The organism is Streptomyces sp. NRRL B-1347, assembly GCF_000720325.1.
Taxonomy (GTDB): Bacteria; Actinomycetota; Actinomycetes; order Streptomycetales; family Streptomycetaceae; genus Streptomyces.
The window spans coordinates 59,222-77,279 of sequence record NZ_JOJM01000035.1; the positions used below are offsets into that span (position 1 = coordinate 59,222).

General features: G+C 70.5%; 15 protein-coding genes. 5 read left to right on the forward strand and 10 right to left on the reverse strand.

All coding sequences use genetic code 11. The features are described 5' to 3' along the window. Positions 1 to 30 precede the first annotated feature (30 nt). Positions 31 to 1,560, reverse strand: a complete 1,530-nt coding sequence (locus tag IG74_RS0126820; RefSeq protein WP_030682514.1) for a helix-turn-helix domain-containing protein — start codon at positions 1,558 to 1,560, stop codon at positions 31 to 33. 580 nt (positions 1,561 to 2,140) lie between these two features. On the opposite strand from IG74_RS0126820, the gene acnA reads away from it, so the two are divergent. Continuing rightward, positions 2,141 to 4,855, forward strand: a complete 2,715-nt coding sequence (gene acnA, locus IG74_RS0126825; protein WP_030682517.1) for an aconitate hydratase AcnA — start codon at positions 2,141 to 2,143, stop codon at positions 4,853 to 4,855. Between the two features lie 74 nt (positions 4,856 to 4,929). On the opposite strand, the gene IG74_RS0126830 is transcribed toward acnA, so the two are convergent. Beyond that, entirely contained in the window at positions 4,930 to 6,249 is a 1,320-nt protein-coding gene (locus tag IG74_RS0126830; protein ID WP_030682519.1) for a flavin-containing monooxygenase, read from the reverse strand. Between the two features lie 91 nt (positions 6,250 to 6,340). On the opposite strand from IG74_RS0126830, the gene IG74_RS0126835 reads away from it, so the two are divergent. Continuing rightward, positions 6,341 to 6,955: a MerR family transcriptional regulator gene (locus IG74_RS0126835; protein WP_030682521.1), complete on the forward strand. Its 615-nt coding sequence runs from the start codon at positions 6,341 to 6,343 to the stop codon at positions 6,953 to 6,955. Positions 6,956 to 6,960: 5 nt separating this feature from the next. Here the strand turns inward: IG74_RS0126835 and IG74_RS0126840 are convergent, their stop codons facing one another. Beyond that, positions 6,961 to 7,575 carry a Uma2 family endonuclease gene (locus tag IG74_RS0126840; protein WP_030682523.1) on the reverse strand — a complete coding sequence of 205 codons (615 nt, stop codon included), beginning with the start codon at positions 7,573 to 7,575 and terminating at the stop codon, positions 6,961 to 6,963. 212 nt (positions 7,576 to 7,787) lie between these two features. On the opposite strand from IG74_RS0126840, the gene IG74_RS52215 reads away from it, so the two are divergent. After that, a complete protein-coding gene (locus IG74_RS52215; protein WP_158857770.1) occupies positions 7,788 to 7,928 on the forward strand; it encodes a hypothetical protein in 141 nt (46 codons plus the stop codon). A gap of 40 nt (positions 7,929 to 7,968) precedes the next feature. Here IG74_RS52215 and IG74_RS0126850 read toward each other — a convergent pair whose 3' ends face one another. Together IG74_RS0126850 and IG74_RS0126855 are read right to left on the reverse strand one after the other, a co-directional pair. Next, positions 7,969 to 8,361, reverse strand: coding sequence for a VOC family protein (locus IG74_RS0126850; protein WP_030682525.1), 393 nt, complete (start codon positions 8,359 to 8,361; stop codon positions 7,969 to 7,971). Between the two features lie 136 nt (positions 8,362 to 8,497). Next, positions 8,498 to 8,845, reverse strand: a complete 348-nt coding sequence (locus tag IG74_RS0126855; protein ID WP_051855459.1) for a cupin domain-containing protein — start codon at positions 8,843 to 8,845, stop codon at positions 8,498 to 8,500. Positions 8,846 to 8,915: 70 nt separating this feature from the next. On the opposite strand from IG74_RS0126855, the gene IG74_RS0126860 reads away from it, so the two are divergent. After that, on the forward strand, positions 8,916 to 9,902 hold the full coding sequence (locus IG74_RS0126860) for a GlxA family transcriptional regulator (protein WP_051855474.1): 987 nt from the start codon (positions 8,916 to 8,918) through the stop codon (positions 9,900 to 9,902). A gap of 19 nt (positions 9,903 to 9,921) precedes the next feature. Here IG74_RS0126860 and IG74_RS0126865 read toward each other — a convergent pair whose 3' ends face one another. Genes IG74_RS0126865 through IG74_RS46290 form a run of 4 tightly spaced genes read right to left on the reverse strand, consistent with a single transcriptional unit; the run spans position 9,922 to position 13,574 of the window. Beyond that, positions 9,922 to 11,865 (reverse strand): HEAT repeat domain-containing protein, encoded by a 1,944-nt coding sequence (locus IG74_RS0126865; protein WP_051855462.1) that lies wholly within the window; start codon positions 11,863 to 11,865, stop codon positions 9,922 to 9,924. Then, complete coding sequence (locus tag IG74_RS0126870; RefSeq protein ID WP_030682534.1) at positions 11,866 to 12,543, reverse strand: DUF7019 family protein; 678 nt, start codon at positions 12,541 to 12,543, stop codon at positions 11,866 to 11,868. 4 nt (positions 12,544 to 12,547) lie between these two features. Next, on the reverse strand, positions 12,548 to 12,802 hold the full coding sequence (locus tag IG74_RS0126875; RefSeq protein ID WP_030682537.1) for a DUF397 domain-containing protein: 255 nt from the start codon (positions 12,800 to 12,802) through the stop codon (positions 12,548 to 12,550). A 7-nt stretch (positions 12,803 to 12,809) separates the two neighbouring features. Beyond that, complete coding sequence (locus IG74_RS46290) at positions 12,810 to 13,574, reverse strand: helix-turn-helix transcriptional regulator (RefSeq protein WP_324607516.1); 765 nt, start codon at positions 13,572 to 13,574, stop codon at positions 12,810 to 12,812. A 166-nt stretch (positions 13,575 to 13,740) separates the two neighbouring features. On the opposite strand from IG74_RS46290, the gene IG74_RS0126885 reads away from it, so the two are divergent. Further along, positions 13,741 to 14,187: an ATP-binding protein gene (locus IG74_RS0126885; RefSeq protein ID WP_051855464.1), complete on the forward strand. Its 447-nt coding sequence runs from the start codon at positions 13,741 to 13,743 to the stop codon at positions 14,185 to 14,187. Here IG74_RS0126885 and IG74_RS0126890 read toward each other — a convergent pair. Then, a complete protein-coding gene (locus tag IG74_RS0126890; protein ID WP_030682541.1) occupies positions 14,141 to 17,932 on the reverse strand; it encodes a GH92 family glycosyl hydrolase in 3,792 nt (1,263 codons plus the stop codon). The two genes, IG74_RS0126885 and IG74_RS0126890, sit on opposite strands and share 47 nt — an antisense overlap. Between the last annotated feature and the right edge of the window lie 126 nt (positions 17,933 to 18,058).

Consider the following 18,058-nt stretch of genomic DNA (forward strand, 5'->3'; position numbering starts at 1 on the left):
CAGATGTGCGACCAGGAGAAGAGGACGCCCTTAGATGTCCCGGAACGTCTCGATCTGCGCCCCGACGGAGTTGAGGCGCTCCGCCAGGTCCTCGTAGCCGCGGTTGATCACGTACACGTTGCGGAGGACCGACGTGCCTTCGGCCGCCATCATCGCGAGCAGCACGACCACGGCCGGGCGCAGCGCGGGCGGGCACATCATCTCGGCGGCGCGCCAGCGAGTGGGGCCCTCGACGAGCACCCGGTGCGGGTCGAGCAGCTGGAGGCGGCCGCCGAGCCGGTTCAGGTCCGTGAGGTAGATCGCGCGGTTGTCGTAGACCCAGTCGTGGATGAGGGTCTTGCCCTGCGCCGAGGCCGCGATGACCGCGAAGAACGGGACGTTGTCGATGTTCAGGCCGGGGAACGGCATGGGGTGGATCTTGTCGATGGGCGCCTCCAGCTTGGAGGGGCGCACCGTCACGTCCACCAGGCGGGTGCGGCCGTTGTCCGCCGCGTACTCCGCGGAGCGGTCGTGGTCGAGGCCCATCTCCTCCAGGACGGCGAGCTCGATCTCCATGAACTCGATCGGCACCCGGCGGATGGTCAGCTCCGACTCGGTGACCACGGCGGCGGCGAGCAGGCTCATCGCCTCGACCGGGTCCTCGGAGGGGGAGTAGTCGACGTCCACGTCGATGTCCGGCACGCCGTGCACGGTCAGGGTCGTGGTGCCGATGCCCTCGACCTTGACGCCGAGCGCCTCCAGGAAGAAGCACAGGTCCTGGACCATGTAGTTGGAGGAGGCGTTGCGGATGACGGTGGTGCCGGCGGAGCGGGCGGCGGCGAGCAGCGCGTTCTCCGTCACCGTGTCGCCGCGCTCGGTCAGGACGATCGGGCGGTCGGGCGTGACGTCCCGGGCGACGTCCGCGTGGTACAGCCCCTCGGTCGCGGCGATGTCCAGGCCGAAGCGGCGCAGCGCGATCATGTGTGGCTCGATCGTGCGGGTGCCGAGGTCGCAGCCGCCCGCGTACGGCAGCCGGAAGCGGTCCATGCGGTGCAGGAGCGGGCCGAGGAACATGATGATCGAGCGGGTGCGGCGGGCGGCGTCCGCGTCGATGGCGTCCATGTCGAGCTTGGCGGGCGGCACGATCTCCAGGTCGACGCCGTCGTTGATCCAACGGGTGCGCACGCCGATGGAGTTGAGGACCTCCAGGAGGCGGTAGACCTCCTCGATGCGGGCGACGCGGCGCAGCACCGTGCGGCCCTTGTTGAGCAGGGAGCCGCACAGCAGGGCCACGCAGGCGTTCTTGCTGGTCTTGACGTCGATGGAGCCGGAGAGACGACGGCCGCCGACGACCCGCAGGTGCATCGGACCCGAGTACCCGAGCGAGACGATTTCACTGTCCAGCGCCTCGCCGATGCGGGCGATCATCTCAAGGCTGATGTTCTGGTTGCCGCGCTCGATGCGGTTCACGGCGCTCTGGCTGGTGTTGAGCGCCTCGGCCAGCTGCGACTGTGTCCAGCCACGGTGCTGCCGGGCGTCACGAATGAGCTTGCCGATGCGTACGAGGTAGTCGTCTGCCATGCGCCAGAGGCTATCTCAGATATGAGATGAGGTACGCGCTGGGGTAGGCCATTGGAGGAGTGACCGATTCCGATCCGTCAGGCGCCCGCCCCCGCGCGGACCTTGGGCCCGCAGGTGAGCGCCCTGTGTCACTGTGCCCGGACGGTGGATGTGTTGCACGCCCACGGCAGGGAACTCGGCCACTTGGCGCAGCGCCGCCCGTCGGCGAGCCCGGGGGCGCACACGCCTGGGCGTGCGGGGGCGATCGGACCCGTCCGACGTTCGAGAGCGAGCGCGCAGCTTGGCGCAGCGTCGACCGTCGGTGGGTCCGGGGGTGCACGCGCCTGGGCAGTCAAGCCCGTCCGGCGTTTGAGGGCGAGCGCGCAGCGCGATACGCGGTTCAAGGCGCCCACGCCAGCACATACGCGGTTGATGTATTAGAGTTATCTCGACATCGAGATATCTGCCGAGGCGCACCGCAGCCGTACGCATCGCCAGTCCGGCGGTAAGGGTTACCTAACTTAGCCTTACCTTAGCGGATTGGCCAAGAGGCGTGACGGCAGGATGCGGTGGAACGCGCACATATATGAAGGAGACTGTCGTGTCGGCGAACAGCTTCGACGCCCGCAGCACGCTGCAGGTGGGCGACGAGTCGTACGAGATCTTCCGGCTGGACAAGGTGGAGGGCTCGGCCCGCCTGCCGTACAGCCTCAAGGTCCTGCTGGAGAACCTGCTCCGCACGGAGGACGGCGCCAACATCACCGCCGACCACATCCGTGCCCTCGGCGGCTGGGACTCGCAGGCCCAGCCCAGCCAGGAGATCCAGTTCACGCCGGCCCGCGTGATCATGCAGGACTTCACCGGTGTCCCCTGTGTCGTGGACCTCGCCACGATGCGTGAGGCCGTGAAGGCCCTTGGCGGCGACCCGGCGAAGGTCAACCCGCTCTCCCCGGTCGAGCTGGTCATCGACCACTCCGTCATCGCCGACAAGTTCGGCACCAACGACGCGTTCTCGCAGAACGTGGAGCTGGAGTACGGCCGCAACAAGGAGCGCTACCAGTTCCTGCGCTGGGGCCAGACCGCGTTCGACGACTTCAAGGTCGTCCCGCCGGGCACCGGCATCGTGCACCAGGTCAACATCGAGCACCTGGCGCGCACGGTCATGGTCCGCAACGGCCAGGCCTACCCCGACACCCTCGTCGGCACCGACTCGCACACCACGATGGTCAACGGCCTGGGCGTCCTGGGCTGGGGCGTCGGCGGCATCGAGGCCGAGGCAGCGATGCTGGGCCAGCCGGTCTCCATGCTGATCCCGCGCGTCGTCGGCTTCAAGCTGACCGGCGAGCTGAAGCCGGGCACCACCGCCACCGACCTGGTGCTCACGATCACCGAGATGCTGCGCAAGCACGGCGTCGTCGGCAAGTTCGTCGAGTTCTACGGCGAGGGCGTCGCCGCCACCTCCCTGGCCAACCGCGCCACCATCGGCAACATGTCGCCGGAGTTCGGCTCCACCGCCGCGATCTTCCCGATCGACGGTGAGACCCTGAACTACCTCAAGCTCACCGGCCGCTCCGAGCAGCAGGTCGCGCTCGTCGAGGCGTACGCCAAGGAGCAGGGCCTGTGGCTGGACCCGGCCGCCGAGCCGGACTTCTCCGAGAAGCTCGAGCTGGACCTCTCCACGGTCGTCCCGTCGATCGCAGGACCGAAGCGCCCGCAGGACCGCATCGTCCTCGCGAACGCCGCCGAGCAGTTCAAGACCGACGTCCTGAACTACGTCGACACCGCCGACGAGGCGGGCAAGGAGTCCTTCCCGGCCTCCGACGCCCCGGCCGCCAGCAACGGCGTCCCGTCGAACCCGGTCACCGTGACCGCCCCCGACGGCTCGACGTACGAGATCGACCACGGCGCCGTCACCGTCGCCGCGATCACCTCCTGCACCAACACGTCGAACCCGTACGTGATGGTCGCCGCCGCGCTCGTCGCGAAGAAGGCCGTCGAGAAGGGCCTGACCCGCAAGCCGTGGGTCAAGACCACCCTCGCCCCGGGCTCGAAGGTCGTCACCGACTACTTCGACAAGGCGGGCCTGACGCCGTACCTGGACAAGGTCGGCTTCAACCTGGTCGGCTACGGCTGCACCACCTGCATCGGCAACTCGGGCCCGCTGCCCGAGGAGGTCTCGAAGGCCGTCAACGACCACGACCTCGCGGTCACGTCGGTCCTCTCGGGCAACCGGAACTTCGAGGGCCGCATCAACCCCGACGTCAAGATGAACTACCTGGCGTCCCCGCCGCTGGTCGTCGCGTACGCCATCGCCGGTTCGATGAAGGTCAACATCACCGAGGACGTCCTCGGCACCGACCAGGACGGCAAGCCGGTCTACCTCAAGGACCTGTGGCCGACCGAGGCCGAGGTCAACGACGTCGTGGCGAACGCCATCGGCGAGGACATGTTCAACAAGTCCTACCAGGACGTCTTCGCGGGCGACGCCCAGTGGCAGGCGCTGCCGATCCCGACCGGCAACACCTTCGAGTGGGACAGCGAGTCCACCTACGTCCGCAAGCCCCCGTACTTCGAGGGCATGACGATGGAGACCACCCCGGTCTCCGACATCTCGGGCGCGCGCGTCCTGGCGAAGCTGGGCGACTCGGTCACCACCGACCACATCTCCCCGGCCGGCGCCATCAAGGCCGACACCCCGGCCGGTCAGTACCTCACGGAGCACGGCGTCTCCCGCCGCGACTTCAACAGCTACGGCTCGCGCCGCGGCAACCACGAGGTCATGATCCGCGGTACGTTCGCCAACATCCGCCTGCGCAACCAGATCGCGCCGGGCACCGAGGGCGGCTTCACCCGCGACTTCACCCAGGCCGACGCGCCGGTGTCGTTCATCTACGACGCCTCGCAGAACTACCAGGCCGCCGGCACCCCGCTGGTCATCCTGGGCGGCAAGGAGTACGGCTCGGGCTCGTCCCGCGACTGGGCCGCCAAGGGCACCGCGCTCCTCGGCGTCAAGGCCGTCATCACCGAGTCGTACGAGCGCATCCACCGCTCGAACCTCATCGGCATGGGCGTCCTTCCGCTCCAGTTCCCGGCCGGCCAGTCGGCCGACTCGCTCGGCCTGACCGGTGAGGAGACCTTCTCCATCACCGGTGTCACCGAGCTGAACGAGGGCACCACGCCGAGCACGGTCAAGGTCACCACCGACACCGGTGTCGAGTTCGACGCGGTCGTCCGCATCGACACCCCCGGTGAGGCGGACTACTACCGCAACGGCGGCATCATGCAGTACGTGCTGCGCAGCCTGATCCGCAAGTAAGCGGTCACGGCAGGCAGTAGAGGGCCGTACCCCCCGGGCGCCGATCCGGGGGGTACGGCCCTTCGCCCGTTCCGCTACGCGGCGAGGAGGGCCGCCGGTGCGCCGGAGCGCAGCACGTGGTCGACGTGGATCAGGCGGGCGATGGACCGGCCGTTCTCCACGTTCGCCTCGATGCCCACCGGGGCGATCGAGTTCCCGTCCGGGAGCCCGGCGTAGTACAGGCCGGGCAGCGCCCCGAGGAGGCCCTTCTCCCGGACCGGCGCGCCGTGCTCGTCGAGGACGTGGTTCGGCAGGATGCGGTAGTCGGGGCCGAAGCCGGTGCACCAGACGATCGTCGTGATGCCGTGGCGCGCCAGGTCGAGGCGCTCGCCGAAGTCGGCCACGTGCGCCAGGGGGACCTCGGGCGCGGGCCGCTCCTGGGGCACCGCGAACCCCTGCCGGCGGACGCGGGTGTCGATGATGTCGACGGCCCGCCGGAACGAGCGGGCGGACTCCTCGGCGACGGCGACCACGTTGTCCTTCAGGTGCAGCTCGTGGCCGTCCGCCGCGCGGACGGAGCCGACCAGGGTGACGCCCTTCGCGGCCAGGGTGCCGAGGTTCAGGTCGCCGCGCTTGTCCCGTACGGCGGTCACCGGCAGGCCCGGCAGGACGGGCCCGCCGTCGCCGCCCACGGCCCCGAACTCCTCGTACAGGGAGGGGAGCGCGCCGAGCCACTCCTGGATGCTCCGGCCGCGGTAGCGGCGCGGCCACGCGCGGTGCCGCCCGACCGCGAGGAACGTGCGCCGCCCGGCGTCCGCCAGCTCGTCCGCGATCTGCTGGCCGCTGATGCCCGCGCCGACGACGAGGACGGCGCCGTCCGGCAGGGACGCGGGGTTGCGGTAGCCGTGGGAGTGGAGCTGGTGGACGGCCCGTGCGACGTCGGCGGCCAGGGTGGGGGTGCGGGGGGCCGCGTAGCCGCCGACGGCCGCGACGAGGTTGCGGGATTCGACGACGCCGCCGGTGGCCAGGTGGGTCCGGAACCGTACGTCGTCACGGGCGGAGGCACCGGGCGGGCACTCGACCTGCCGCACGGGCGTGTGCTGCCGCACCCGGAGCCCCCGTTCCGTCACGTATCGGCGCAGGAGGCGGGCCAGTTCGGGGCCCGAGGGGCAGCCGTAGGGGTCGTCGCCCTCGTACTCCCAGCCGGGGAAGCGCACCGATCGGTTCCCGCTCCCGATCAGCAGGCTGTCCCAGCGTTCGTGGGCCCAGGCCTGGCCGATCTCCGCCCGCTCCAGGACGAGCGCGTCGCGCCCCCGCTCCTGGAGGGCCCCGGCCACTCCGCACCCCTGCTGCCCGGCACCGATGACGACGGTCTCCGCGTACTCGCTGTTCTCCACGTGCTTGCCTGCTGCCATGACAGAACCCTTCTGCCGTGCGGACACGGCTACTTAGGTAAACCTAAGTAAGACCTTGCCTGCTCAAGTCGGCTTGATGTCAACTGGGTTCATGGCGCGACGAGGTGCGGTATCCATCGGTGAAGCGGCGGCTCTGTACGGCCTCGCGCCGTCCACGGTGCGGTGGTGGGAGAGCCGGGGCGTGCTCAATCCGCCCGCCCGCGAGGGCGGCAAGCGGCTGTACGACGCCACGGACCTGCGCCGCATCGGCCTCGCCTATCTGTGCTGCGTGGTCGGGCGGATGCCCCTCGACCAGGCCGCCGTGGTCACCTCAGGGAAGGCCACGCGCGCCGCCTGGCAGGGCGCCATCGACGCCCAGCTCGCGCAAGTGGAGCGGCAGATGGCCGAGTTGGAGGCGGCCCGCGGCTACCTCCGCCACGCCCTGCGCTGCACGGACGACGACATCGCGGGGGAGTGCCCGGTCCTGGACGCCGAACTGACCGCACACACCCCGCGCGGCCGCGTCCCGGCCGACGACCTCGTCACCGCGGCCCGCGCGGCCGGCCCGTTGTGTGACGAAACCCCGCCTCCCGCCCCGCCGCGTGACGAAAACCCCTGCCCCGGCTGCCGGGAGCCGGTACCGCGTCCTTCCCGCGGCCGCCCCCGCAGGTACTGCTCGCACGCCTGCCGTCAGCGGGCCTACCGGGCGCGTCGCGGCGGTCGGTGACGGAGTCAGAATTCCAGCAGCGCCGCGAGGTCGATCTCGACCGGGAAGGGGAGCTCGGTGCTCAGCTTGTCGTGGTGCACGGGGTGCATGGGGGCGGGGATGTACGTCCGGGTCTCGGCGTGCTGCCAGTACTCGTGGACGGCGAGGCGCCTGTCCCGGTCGAGCTCCACGCGCCAGTAGCACGGGACTTTGGCCTCGGCGAAGAGCGCGGGCTTGCGGATGCGGTCGTCCTGGCGGGAGCCGGGGGAGACCACCTCGACGGCCAGGGAGACCTTGTCGACCGGTACGCACTCCAGCTCGAAGAGGTCGAGATTCCTGGGGTCGAAGACGATGACGTCGGGTTTCACCACGTTCTGGCCGTCGAGCAGGACGCACTGCTCAAGGACGACCTTGTACGGCTCCGGGCAAGCCGTCTTGAGCGCGTCCGCGATGCTGTCCCGAGCCCAGTTGTGCCAGAACTTGGTCTGCCCGCGTACCACGATCACTCCGTCCACGAGTTCCCAGTCGAAGGGCAGCTCCAAGTGTTTGACCTGGTCGAAGGTCCAGCCGTCGGCAGGCGGGAACATCCAGGTCTCTTCGGTGGCCCGCTGCTGCCCCTGTGTGGTCATCACTGCTCCCATGGGTGCGAGTGTGGACGCGGGTACGCGCCGTGCTCTTATGTACGACGGTACCGTCACTCGAAGTGATGACGGGTGACACCGAGGCCGCGTCGAGGCCGCGTCCCGGCCGCGGACTTCGTCACCGCCGCCCGCGCGGTCCAGGACATGGGCTTCGGCCGCAGACTCGGGGGCACTCGGACAGCGCCGTCAGCGGGAGAGGGAAGGTGCCACGGATGAGGCTGCATGTCGCCGGAGCGCTCGCCAAGGGCGGAGGAGGCTCGCTGCCGACCTGGCTGGTGGTCGTCCTGCTCGTGATCGTGGCCTCGCTCGGGCTCTACACGTACGGAATCACGCGCAAGCGCAAAGGGAGGTAGCGGGAAGGGGGTGCGCGGGCCGCGCACCCCCTTCGCCGTGCTACCGCTGGGGCCAGCCGCCGTACGGGACCGTGAGCAGTTCCATGGCGTGGCCCGCCGGGTCCAGGAAGTAGACGCCCTTGCCGCCGTCGTTGCGGTTGATCTCGCCGGGGTGCTTCTGGTGGGGGTCGGCCCAGTGGTCGAGGCCGCGGGCCGTGATCTTCTCGTACGCCGCGTCGAACTCGGCGTCCGAGACCAGGAACGCGTAGTGCTGCGGCGTGAGGTGCTCCGCGGGGACGGTGGCGAAGTCGAGCGTGACGCCGTTCTCCAGGGCGACCGCGATGAACGGGCCCCATTCGCTGGTGATCTCAAGTCCGAGCAGGTCCGCGAAGAAGGTGGCGGACTCCCGGTTGTCCCGGGCGTGGACGATCGTGTGGTTGAGCTGAACCGACAAGGAATGCCTCCGAGGGCATCTCCCGCACCTCCATGCCTCACCCGGTCGGTGACCGGCACGCGATGCTGGCGTGGATCTTAGGCAGACCGCCGGAGACGTGTCGAGCCAGACGGAGTGCGCGGCGTCGCCGGACGCGTCATCCCTCCGGGTAGAAGACGAAAAGGGTGCACCCTGTCGCCGTCTGCGGAACGTGTGACGAGCCTGCGGGGGCGTGGAGGAATGAGCCCGCCGGGTAGTCGTGCTCGCCGTCGTTGAAGACGCCGGACACGACGAACACCTCCTCGGGGCCCGGGTCGTGCACGTCCACGCCCTGCCAGCACGCGCCCGGATCCAGCTCCACCACCTGGGCGCTCGCGCCGTTCTCCCCCTTCCACAGCGGGCGAAGCCGGATGCCGGGGAAGAGCTCGCGGACGGGTGCGTCGCGCACGTGGGACCAGGTGTAGCCGGGGGTGTTCTGCCCGGTCAGCGGGGAGTTCGTCGTCATGGGGCCAGCCTGTCCGGCCACCGCGCCCCGGCCCAGTGTCAGAAATGACATTCTGATGTACTTTCCTGCCATGCATCATGTGGTTGCCCTGGTCCACCCGCCCCAGTCGACCTTCGAACTCGGCTGCGCGGCGGATGTGTTCGGCATCGAGCGCCCCGGAATCCCCCGTCGTTACACGTTCAGCGTGTGCACCGAGCATCCCGGGCGGGTCCCGACGCTCGCTGGGTACGACATGTCCGTCGCCGCAGGGCTTGAGGAGGTCGACCGGGCGGACACCGTGGTGGTCCCCGGGTGGCTGCCCACCGAGGAGCCGCCGTCCGCCGCGATCGTGTCGGCCTTGCGTCGCGCGCACGACCGGGGGGCGCGGGTGGCCAGCATCTGTTCCGGCGCCTTCCCTCTGGCGCGAGCGGGGCTCCTTGACGGGCGGCGCGCCACCACGCACTGGGCGCGGGCGGCGGAACTGGCCGCCGGGTTCCCGGCGGTCCAGGTCGATCCGGACGTGCTGTACGTGGACCACGGCGACGTGGCCACGAGCGCGGGTTCCGGCGCGGGCATCGACCTGTGCCTGCACCTGGTGCGTACGGACCAGGGCGCCGAGTACGCCGCCCACGTGGCCCGGAGCATGGTCATGCCGCCCCACCGCGAGGGCGGGCAGCTCCAGTTCACGGCGCCGCCGCACGCCGCGCAGATCGACGGCTCGCTCGCTCCGCTCCTTGAGTGGGTGACGGGACGCCTCGGCGAGTCCCTCTCCGTCGAGGACCTGGCGGCACACATCGGTGTCTCCGGGCGCACGCTCGCCCGCCGCTTCACCGAGCAGCTGGGCTCGACCCCGGGGCAGTGGCTCCTCTCCCGGCGCATCACCGCGGCCCGCGAGCTGCTGGAGTCCTCCGACCTCCCTCTGGAGGCGATCGCCCACCGGGTCGGCCTCTCCTCGGCCACCAACCTCCACAGGCGCTTCGTACGGGCACTCGGTACGACACCGGGTGCCTACCGAAGGGCGTTCCGGGCGCGACCGGCGGGCGACCCCAGGGACGGGAGAGGGAAGACCCCCGGCTGATCACAGCCTCGCGCGGTCCCTAGGGGCCGCGCCGCACTCCGCGGGCCTCGGCAATCACGTCCAGGGCTTCGACCTGCCAGCCGTAGAGGTGTGTCGCCGCGATGCAGTGCGCGAGGACGTGCTCGTGTGCCTCGTCGGTGCCGATCCTCAGCAGGCCGCGCACGGCGGCCTCGCGGGTGAAGGGGTGGACGTCGGAGTGGAGGAACGACGCCAGGGGAGCGGCGCAGTCGGGCGTGCCCCGCGCGCTGAGCGCGTCGGCCGCGGCTCGCTCTGCCGAGGGCGACGCGGCGAGCCGTCCCAGGGCGGTGAGCGCCTCGGCCTCGGGGCGGGCGGCGAGCGCCGCGACGAGGTCGGCGGCCAGGTCCTCCGGTACGGCGTCGGCGAGTTCGGCGAGTTCGACGAGGACGGGCAGGGCCGGGGCGCCGATCCGGCCGAGGGCCCGCACGGCCGCGCGGGCCAGTTCGGGGTCGGCGTCCGGCGTGACGAGAGCCTTGAGCGCCTGGGCGGCTCGCGCCACCGGGAACCCGCCGAGGGCCGCCACCGCCCGCGCCCGCACCGCCTCGTGCGGCGAGTCCGCGCAGGCGAGCACCACCGGCAGGGTCTGAGGGTCGCCGATCCGGCCGAGGGCGCGCACGGCGCGGGCGCGCCGCGTGCCGGGCCGCTCCTCGTCCTGGGCCAGGGCCGCGAGGGGCGCCGCGGCCTCCGGGTGCCGCAGGGCGCCGAGCGCGTCCACGGCGTCCGTACGCAAGTCCGTCGGGGTCTCCTCGTCCGCGAGGACGGCGAGGAGCGCGGGGACGGCGGACGTGTGGCCGACGGCACCCAACGCCCTGGCCGCACCGCGCCGTTGGGCCACGGCCCTGTCCGCGTCCGTGAGGAGGTCCAGGAGCTCGCGCAGCGGCGGATCGGGCGACTGGGCCACGAGGTCCGCCACGGAGTCGCTGAGGGGCGCGTCGCCCAGCGCCTCAAGGAGCGCCTCACCCGCTGCGGCGCCCGCGTACGCGAAGAGGGCCCGCGCGGCGGCCCGGCGCACGCTCGGCACGGGTGCGTCGCGCAGGTGGTGCCGGAGCAGGTCATGGCGTTCTCCGGGCTCCGGTACGGCGTAGCGGCCGGGCTCTTCCGCCAGGTGCGCGCAGACGGCGGCCACGGCGTGGGGCGGGGCGCCCGATGCCGCACGCAGGGTGTCCCACAGGTGGTCCCGGCCGTCTTCGGTCCGGGCGAGCAGGGCCGTCGCCAGGCGTGCCGTCTCGGGGTCCGGGTCCCGCTGGGGGACCTGGAGGAGCTGGGCGGCGGACGGCCACTGGTGTGCGGGCGGCCAGTTGGCCTCGGGCAGCGCGTGGAGCGCCGCGACGGCGGCCCGGCGCAGCCGGACGCCCGAGGCCGGGGAGTGCGCGAGCACGAGCAGGGCGGACGCGGCGCGCGGGTCACCGATCGCGCCGAGCGTCCGCACCACGCGTTCCGCGCGCTCGGGCAGGTACTCCCAGAGCGCGACCAGGAGCGGCCCCACCGCCTCGGGTGCGCGCAGCCGCGCCAGCGCGTCCAGTACCCGTACCGTCCAGTGCCCGCGACCGGCCGCCAACTCGCCGCACAGCCCGACGAGTCCACGGACGGCCTCCGGCCCGCCGATGGCGATCAGGGCGTCACACGCGGGCTTGTACAGCTGCGCCCGCCCGTCGCGGTCCTCGCCCTCGGCCAGCAGCCGCAGCAATTCGGGCACCGCGCGGCGCTCCCGCAGCCTCCCCAGCGCCTGGGCGGCCTGCCACCGCATCCCGTGGCGCTGGTCGCGCCGCCGCAGACAGTCGAGCAGCGCCTCGACGGCCTCCGGCCTGCCCTCGCAGCCGCCCAGCAGCTGCATGGCGTGCAGGGCGACGTCGTGGTCCTCCGACCGCGCGGCCCGGCACAGCCCCGCGACGTCGCCCGCCATGCGCATGCGCACCAGCTCGGGGATCGTCGGCGACCGCTCCACTCAGACCTCCCCGTCCTCGGGCGTCCGGTCCGACATCGCCACGTACAGCGGTGTCCCGACGACGACCGTCAGCTCCCGCCCGTCCGCTCCCGTCGCGGTGCCGGTCAGCAGCCGCCGCGCCAGGAACTCGCAGTACACCGGCGGCACCGTCAGCGCCTCGGCGCAGTGCAGCACGTCGTGCGTCACGCTCTCCCGGCTCGGCATGCGGCCCCGCCAGCGCACGTCGAACTGCCGCTCCCACTCCGGCGGGATCTCCTGGAGCAGCCGGAAGATCGACGGCAGCCCCGAGAAGCCGACCCGCTCCATGTCGGCGGCCACTTGATAGCCGATCAGGTGGTGCGAGGACCCGATCAGCGCGACGACCGTGTCGCCGTCGCGGCCCGTCATCAGCGTGGGGCTGTTCGGATCGCCGTACCCCGCGATCCGCAGCCCCAGGTCGCCCCGGAACCAGGCGGAGGGCTCCGACATCCAGCTGACGTCGAACTCCCGCTCCAGGTACGTCTCGACGATGTCCAGGCGGTCGTACGTACTCGTGCCGGCACGCGGCGACTGCACGGCGACGCTGAGCACCTTCAGGTCGACCTTCGCCTCGACGGCGAGCCGCCGGAGCAGCTTGGGCGGGATCTGCTCGTAGAGCATGTCCAGCTTCGCTGTGGAGACGTAGAGGTAGTAGCGCACGCGGTCAGGCGCGGTGGTTCAGGGGGAGGGCCAGGAAGGCGGTCCAGGTGGCGGGGGTGAGGGTGAGGTGCCCTCTTTCCGGGTCCTTGGAGTCCCGGATGTGGATGGTGGTGGGCTGGGCGGTGACTTCGAGGCATTCGCCGCCTTCGCTGCCGCTGTAGCTGGACTTCCGCCAGGAGTGCGCGACTTCGAGGCAGGCTTGACCGTCCTCGTCGCTGTAGCTGGACTTGAACCACTCAAGCGAGATGCTGCCGCTCATAGCTCTCCTAGCAACCGGTCCAACAGGCGCTTGGTGCCCCGACGTTGAGGGCATCTGCGCGCAGCATCGCATACTTGTGGGCCAGGATCGCCACCGAGTCCGGATCGGCAATCAGGTGGCTGCCACGATGGGTCTCCATGTAAATGAGCCGCTGATGCTCGGGGGTCTCCAACACGATGAATGGGCCTGTGAACGCAGGGTTGGACATGTCGTTCAACGGCAGGACCTGCAAGGAAAGGCCTGGCAGGTCGGCGCACTCGCGCAAATGGCGCAGCTGCTCGGCCTGAACACCGCCCCCGCCCAGGCGGTTGCGCAGCACTGCCTCCAGTAGTACGAAGCTGACGATCGGCGGCTGCTCGCGACGGATGATGTTCTGCCGCGCCATTCGCTGGGTGACCAGTTCCTCGATCTTGTTCTCGTCGAACGGCGGAATGCGGCCACGGAAGAGCGCTCGCGCGTAAGCCTTCGTTTGGAGCAGGCCGGGCACCAGCATGGTCTCGTACCACTCGATCACGATGGCCTCCTGCTCCTGATCCAGGTACTCCTCGGCGAACCGAGGGAGTAGATCCACATCGGGCATGTTGGCCACCGCGGTCTCCAACGTCCCTCCGGTGCGGAACAGTTCGTCCAACTGGACCGCCAGATCCATCTTCAGCGACCGCCGCCCCTGCTCGATGGAGGCGATGTGGTCCTCGCTGATGACGAAGTGCTCGGCCAGCGACTGCTGTGTGTACCCGGCCGCCGTTCGATGGAGGGCGAGCAGCGCCCCCACCAACTTCCGTGTAGAGGCGTTCCGCCCTGACCGTCGTCGCTTCGGACTGCTCATGTGCTGACAACTCCCCACCCACCGGCTCCGGTTACCGGTGCCAGGTCGTACAACGAATCTGTACGACCTGGCGCACTGCTGGATGACCACGGTGGGGTGTGACTGTCGTCACGTGAATGGCGAAACTCCCCCCACGCCCCTCCGGGAACGCTTCTACCGGAGGGAGCGGCAGTCGGTCCCGGCGGCGCGGGCGTTCGCGCACGCCGTGCTCGGCGCCTGGGGAATCGAGAAGCGGGCCGATGACATCACGCTCTGCGTGAGCGAGCTGACGACCAACGCCCTGGTGCACGGCGCCCCGCCGGGCCGTGGGTTCAAGCTGCGGCTGCTCCGCGACGGCGGCGGCGTACGGATCGAGGTCCACGACAGTGGGGGCGGCCGGCCCCGGCTCGTCGGCGAAGGGGTTGCCGACGAGTCGGGGCGCGGCCTGCTTCTGGTGGCGGCCCTGGCCGACACGTGGGGCGTCGCGGAGCGCAACCCCGGCAAGGTCGTGTGGGCCGAGTTCACCGAAGGCGTCAGCGCAGCAGCTCCACCTCCGAGAGGGCGGCCCGGCCGCCGGTGAAGACCAGGCGGTACTTCACGTAGGAGCCCGGCTTGTCCACCGTGAAGGGACGGGTCTGCTTGTCCCAGGCGAAGGTCTGGCCGGACCGCTTGTCCACCGTCGTCCACTTCTCGCCGTCGGGCGAGCCCTGGAGGACCCAGCCGCGCGGCGCCTTCGCGGCGTCCGCCGAGGTGAGGGTGTACTGCACGGCCTTGGTGCGCGACGGGACCGGCACCACCACGGAGGCCGCCTCGGCATACGTCGTCGAGGAGTTGTCGAACAGCTCGCCCTCGACCCTGGTCGCGTCCTCGCGGGGCGACGGCACCTTGTCGTCGTCCGTCACGGACACCGGCTGGGCGCCCTTGCCGGAGGCCCACGCGGACGGCTTCGGGCCCATGTCGAATTCGAGGACGCCGCCGCGCGCGATCTCCTCGTGCGGCAGGGCGGTGGAGTTCCACTTCTTGCCGTTGACCTTCAGGCCCTGCACGTACACGTTCTGCGCGCTGTTCTTGGGAGCCTTCACGACCAGCGTGCCGCCGTTGTCGAGCCGGACGGTGGCCTTCTTGAACTGCGGGGAGCCGATCGCGTACTCGCCGCTGCCCATGACCAGCGGGTAGAAGCCGAGCGAGGAGAACAGGTACCAGGCGGACTGCTCGCCGTTGTCCTCGTCGCCGTGGTAGCCCTGGCCGATCTCGCTGCCGGTGTAGAGGCGGGAGAGGACCTCGCGGACCTTCTCCTGGGTCTTCCAGGGCTGCCCGGCCGCGTCGTACATGTACGCGGCGTGGTGCGCGACCTGGTTGGAGTGGCCGTACATGCCCATGCGCACGTCACGGGCCTCGGTCATCTCGTGGATGACGCCGGGATAGGAGCCCGCGAACTCGGCGGAGCCGGTCTCCGGCGTCGCGAAGTACGTGTCGAGCTTCTTCGCCAGGCCCTTGCGGCCGCCGTACAGGTTGGCGAGGCCGCGCGAGTCCTGCGGGGCGGTGAAGGCGTAGCCCCAGGCGTTGGTCTCGGTGTAGTCGTAGCCCCACACGCGCGGGTCGAACTTCTCCGACGGGACGCGCCAGGCGCCCTTCTTGTCCTTGCCCTGGAAGAACGCGGCCTTGGAGTCGAAGAGCTTCACGTAGTCACGGGCGCGGTTGAGGAAGTACTCCGACTCCTCCTTGTACCGCTTGTCGCCCGTCTTCTTGTAGAGGGCCTGGCCCATCTTCGCGATGCCGTAGTCGTTGACGTAGCCCTCAAGGGCCCACGACAGGCCCTCGTGCGTCTCGGACGGGGTGTAGCCGAGGAACGGCGCGTTCGTCATGCCCTTGCGGCCGTAGCCCGGCTTGTCGGGGGCGACCGTCGCGTTCTTCACGGCCGCGTCGTACGCCGCCTTCGCGTCGAAGCCCTTGACACCCTTGACGTACGCGTCGGCGAACGCCACGTCGGACGACGTGCCGGTCATCAGGTCCGCGTAGCCCGGCGAGGACCAGCGCGAGGTCCAGCCGCCGTCCTTGTAGTGCTGCACGAAGCCGTCGACCAGCTCACCCGCCTTCTTCGGGGTGAGGAGGGAGTACGCGGGCCACGTCGTGCGATAGGTGTCCCAGAAGCCGTTGTTGACGTACGGCTTCCCCTCGACGATCTCGGCGCCGGTGTGGGTGGGGGTGTCCGGGTTCGGCTGCTTGGTGAACGGCGAGGCGTACTTGTACGTCTTGCCGACCTTCTCGAAGCCGGAGTTGGGGTACAGGTAGAGCCGGTACAGGCTGGAGTACAGCGAGGTGCGCTGGCCCTCGCTCGCGCCCTCCACCTCGACGCGGCCGAGGACCTCGTCCCACTTCTGCCGGGCCTCGTCCTTGACCTTCGCGAAGGGCGTGCCCGCCGGGATCTCCGCGTCCAGGTTCGCCTTCGCCTGGTCGACGCTGATCAGGGAGGTGGCCAGGCGCAGCGAGACCTCGCGGTCCTTGCCGGGCGAGAAGCGGAGGTAGCCGGTGGCGTCCGTGGTGCCGCCGCCCTCCAGCTTGCCGCCGCCGGTGACCGGACGGTCGAAGGTGCCGTACACGAACATGCGGGTCGCACCTGCCGACAGACCCGACTTCACGTCGGAGTAGCCGGTGACGATGCCCTTCTCCCTGTCGAGGGTCAGGCCGACGGCGTGCTTGGTGTCGCCCGTCTTCTCGATGTTGTCGAAGATCACGCTCGCGTCGTCACCGGGGTAGGTGAACCGGAACATCGCCGCGTGGTCGGTCGGCGTCATCTCGGCCTTCAGGCCGTTCTCGAAGGTCACGCCGTAGTAGTGCGGGCGCGCCGTCTCGTTCTCGTGCTTGAACGGCAGCGCGCGCCCGGTGCGGGACGCGTCGGGGGTGTCCTTCGCGGCCGACGGCATGATCTGGAACGTCTGCCGGTCGCCCATCCACGGGCTCGGCTCGTGGCTCGCGCTGAACGCCTGGAGGGTCGGGAGGTTGTCCTCGTTGTTGCGGCGCGCGTAGTCGTACAGCCAGTCGATGCTGCCCGCGTTGGTCACCGGCGTCCAGAAGTTGAAACCGTGCGGCACGGCGGTCGCGGGGAAGGTGTTGCCGCGCGAGAAGCCGTTGGACGACAGGGTGCCGCGGGTGGTGGAGGCGTAGTCCGACGGGTGCGCCTTCGGCTTCGGCGGTGCCTTCTCGGCCAGGGATATGTCGTCCACCCAGCCCCGGAACTTCACCGGGCCCTTGGGGGAGTCGTACGCGACCAGGATCCGGTCGACGGTCTTGCCCGCGGCGACCTCGCCGATCCGCGACGCCACGTCGTTCCACTGGTTGACGTACAGGATCTTCGCGTCGCCCTGACCGCGCGGCGTGAGCGGGAAGCCGTGCTGGTCGGTGGCCTTCAGGTCGCTCAGATACGTGCCGTCGGTGAAGGCCAGGTCCACGGCCACGTTCGTGGCGTCGTACGGCGCCTTCTTGTACTCCTCGTCGTCCATCGACGGGAAGACGCGGTACCCGAGCTCGGTGTCCCGGCCCACCTTCACGTCCACGTCGAAGACCTTGTTGTACGAGTGGCCGCGCCCCTCGGCGGTGTGCGTGCCCGCGTACCGCAGGGCCTGCTTGCCGGTGAAGCCCGCCCGCCCCTTCGCCGTCGGCGACCCGGCCGGGCCCCGGTCGACCGCGCTCTGCATCTCCTCGGGCGGCACCGGAGTGTCCGAACCGCCCACGGACAGCTGGAGGTCGGCGAGCTGGATCTCACCGCCGCCGTTGTTCGCCGAGATGTCCAGACGGAAGTGCGTGTACGCCGTGTCGTTCGCGAAGTCGTACGTCGTGGTCTGGAACCGCTCGCCGAAGGTCTCGCCCTCGCGCTTGTCGAGGTCCTTCCAGTCCCGGCCGTCCGTGGAGCCCTGGAGCGTCCAGCTCTTCGGATCGCGCTGCGCGTGGTCGTTCGCCGACGTCAGCGCGTACCGCACGACCTTGGTGGGGGAGTCGAGCGTGAACTCCACCCAGCCCGACTTGGCGAACGTGAGCCACTTCGTGGTCTTCTCGCCGTCGACGAGGTTCTCCTTCACCTCGCCCGAGCCGCTGTGCTCACCGCTGGCCCTGACGCCCACGACACGGTCGTTGACGCCGCCGGGTATCCCGGAGGTGAAGCCGCCGTTCACCCCGCCCGCGCGCTTCTTGCCGTCCGGGCCCGTCTCCACGGTGTTCAGCCAGTCCGGCGCGGCCTGGCCCGCCTCGAACGAGGAGCTGAACTCCCGCTCCGCACGCGGCGTCCGCTCCGGCCCCGCCACGGCCGCGCCCTGCGAGGCGGCGACCACGGTCAGGGCGGTGACCCCGACAAGCAGCCCTCCGCCCGGTCTGCGTCCCCGACGTCCGTACCCCATCCCCTGACTCCCTCCCTGCCCATCCGGACAACGTTGTCACGTGGCTGCGCAGGGTCCAGT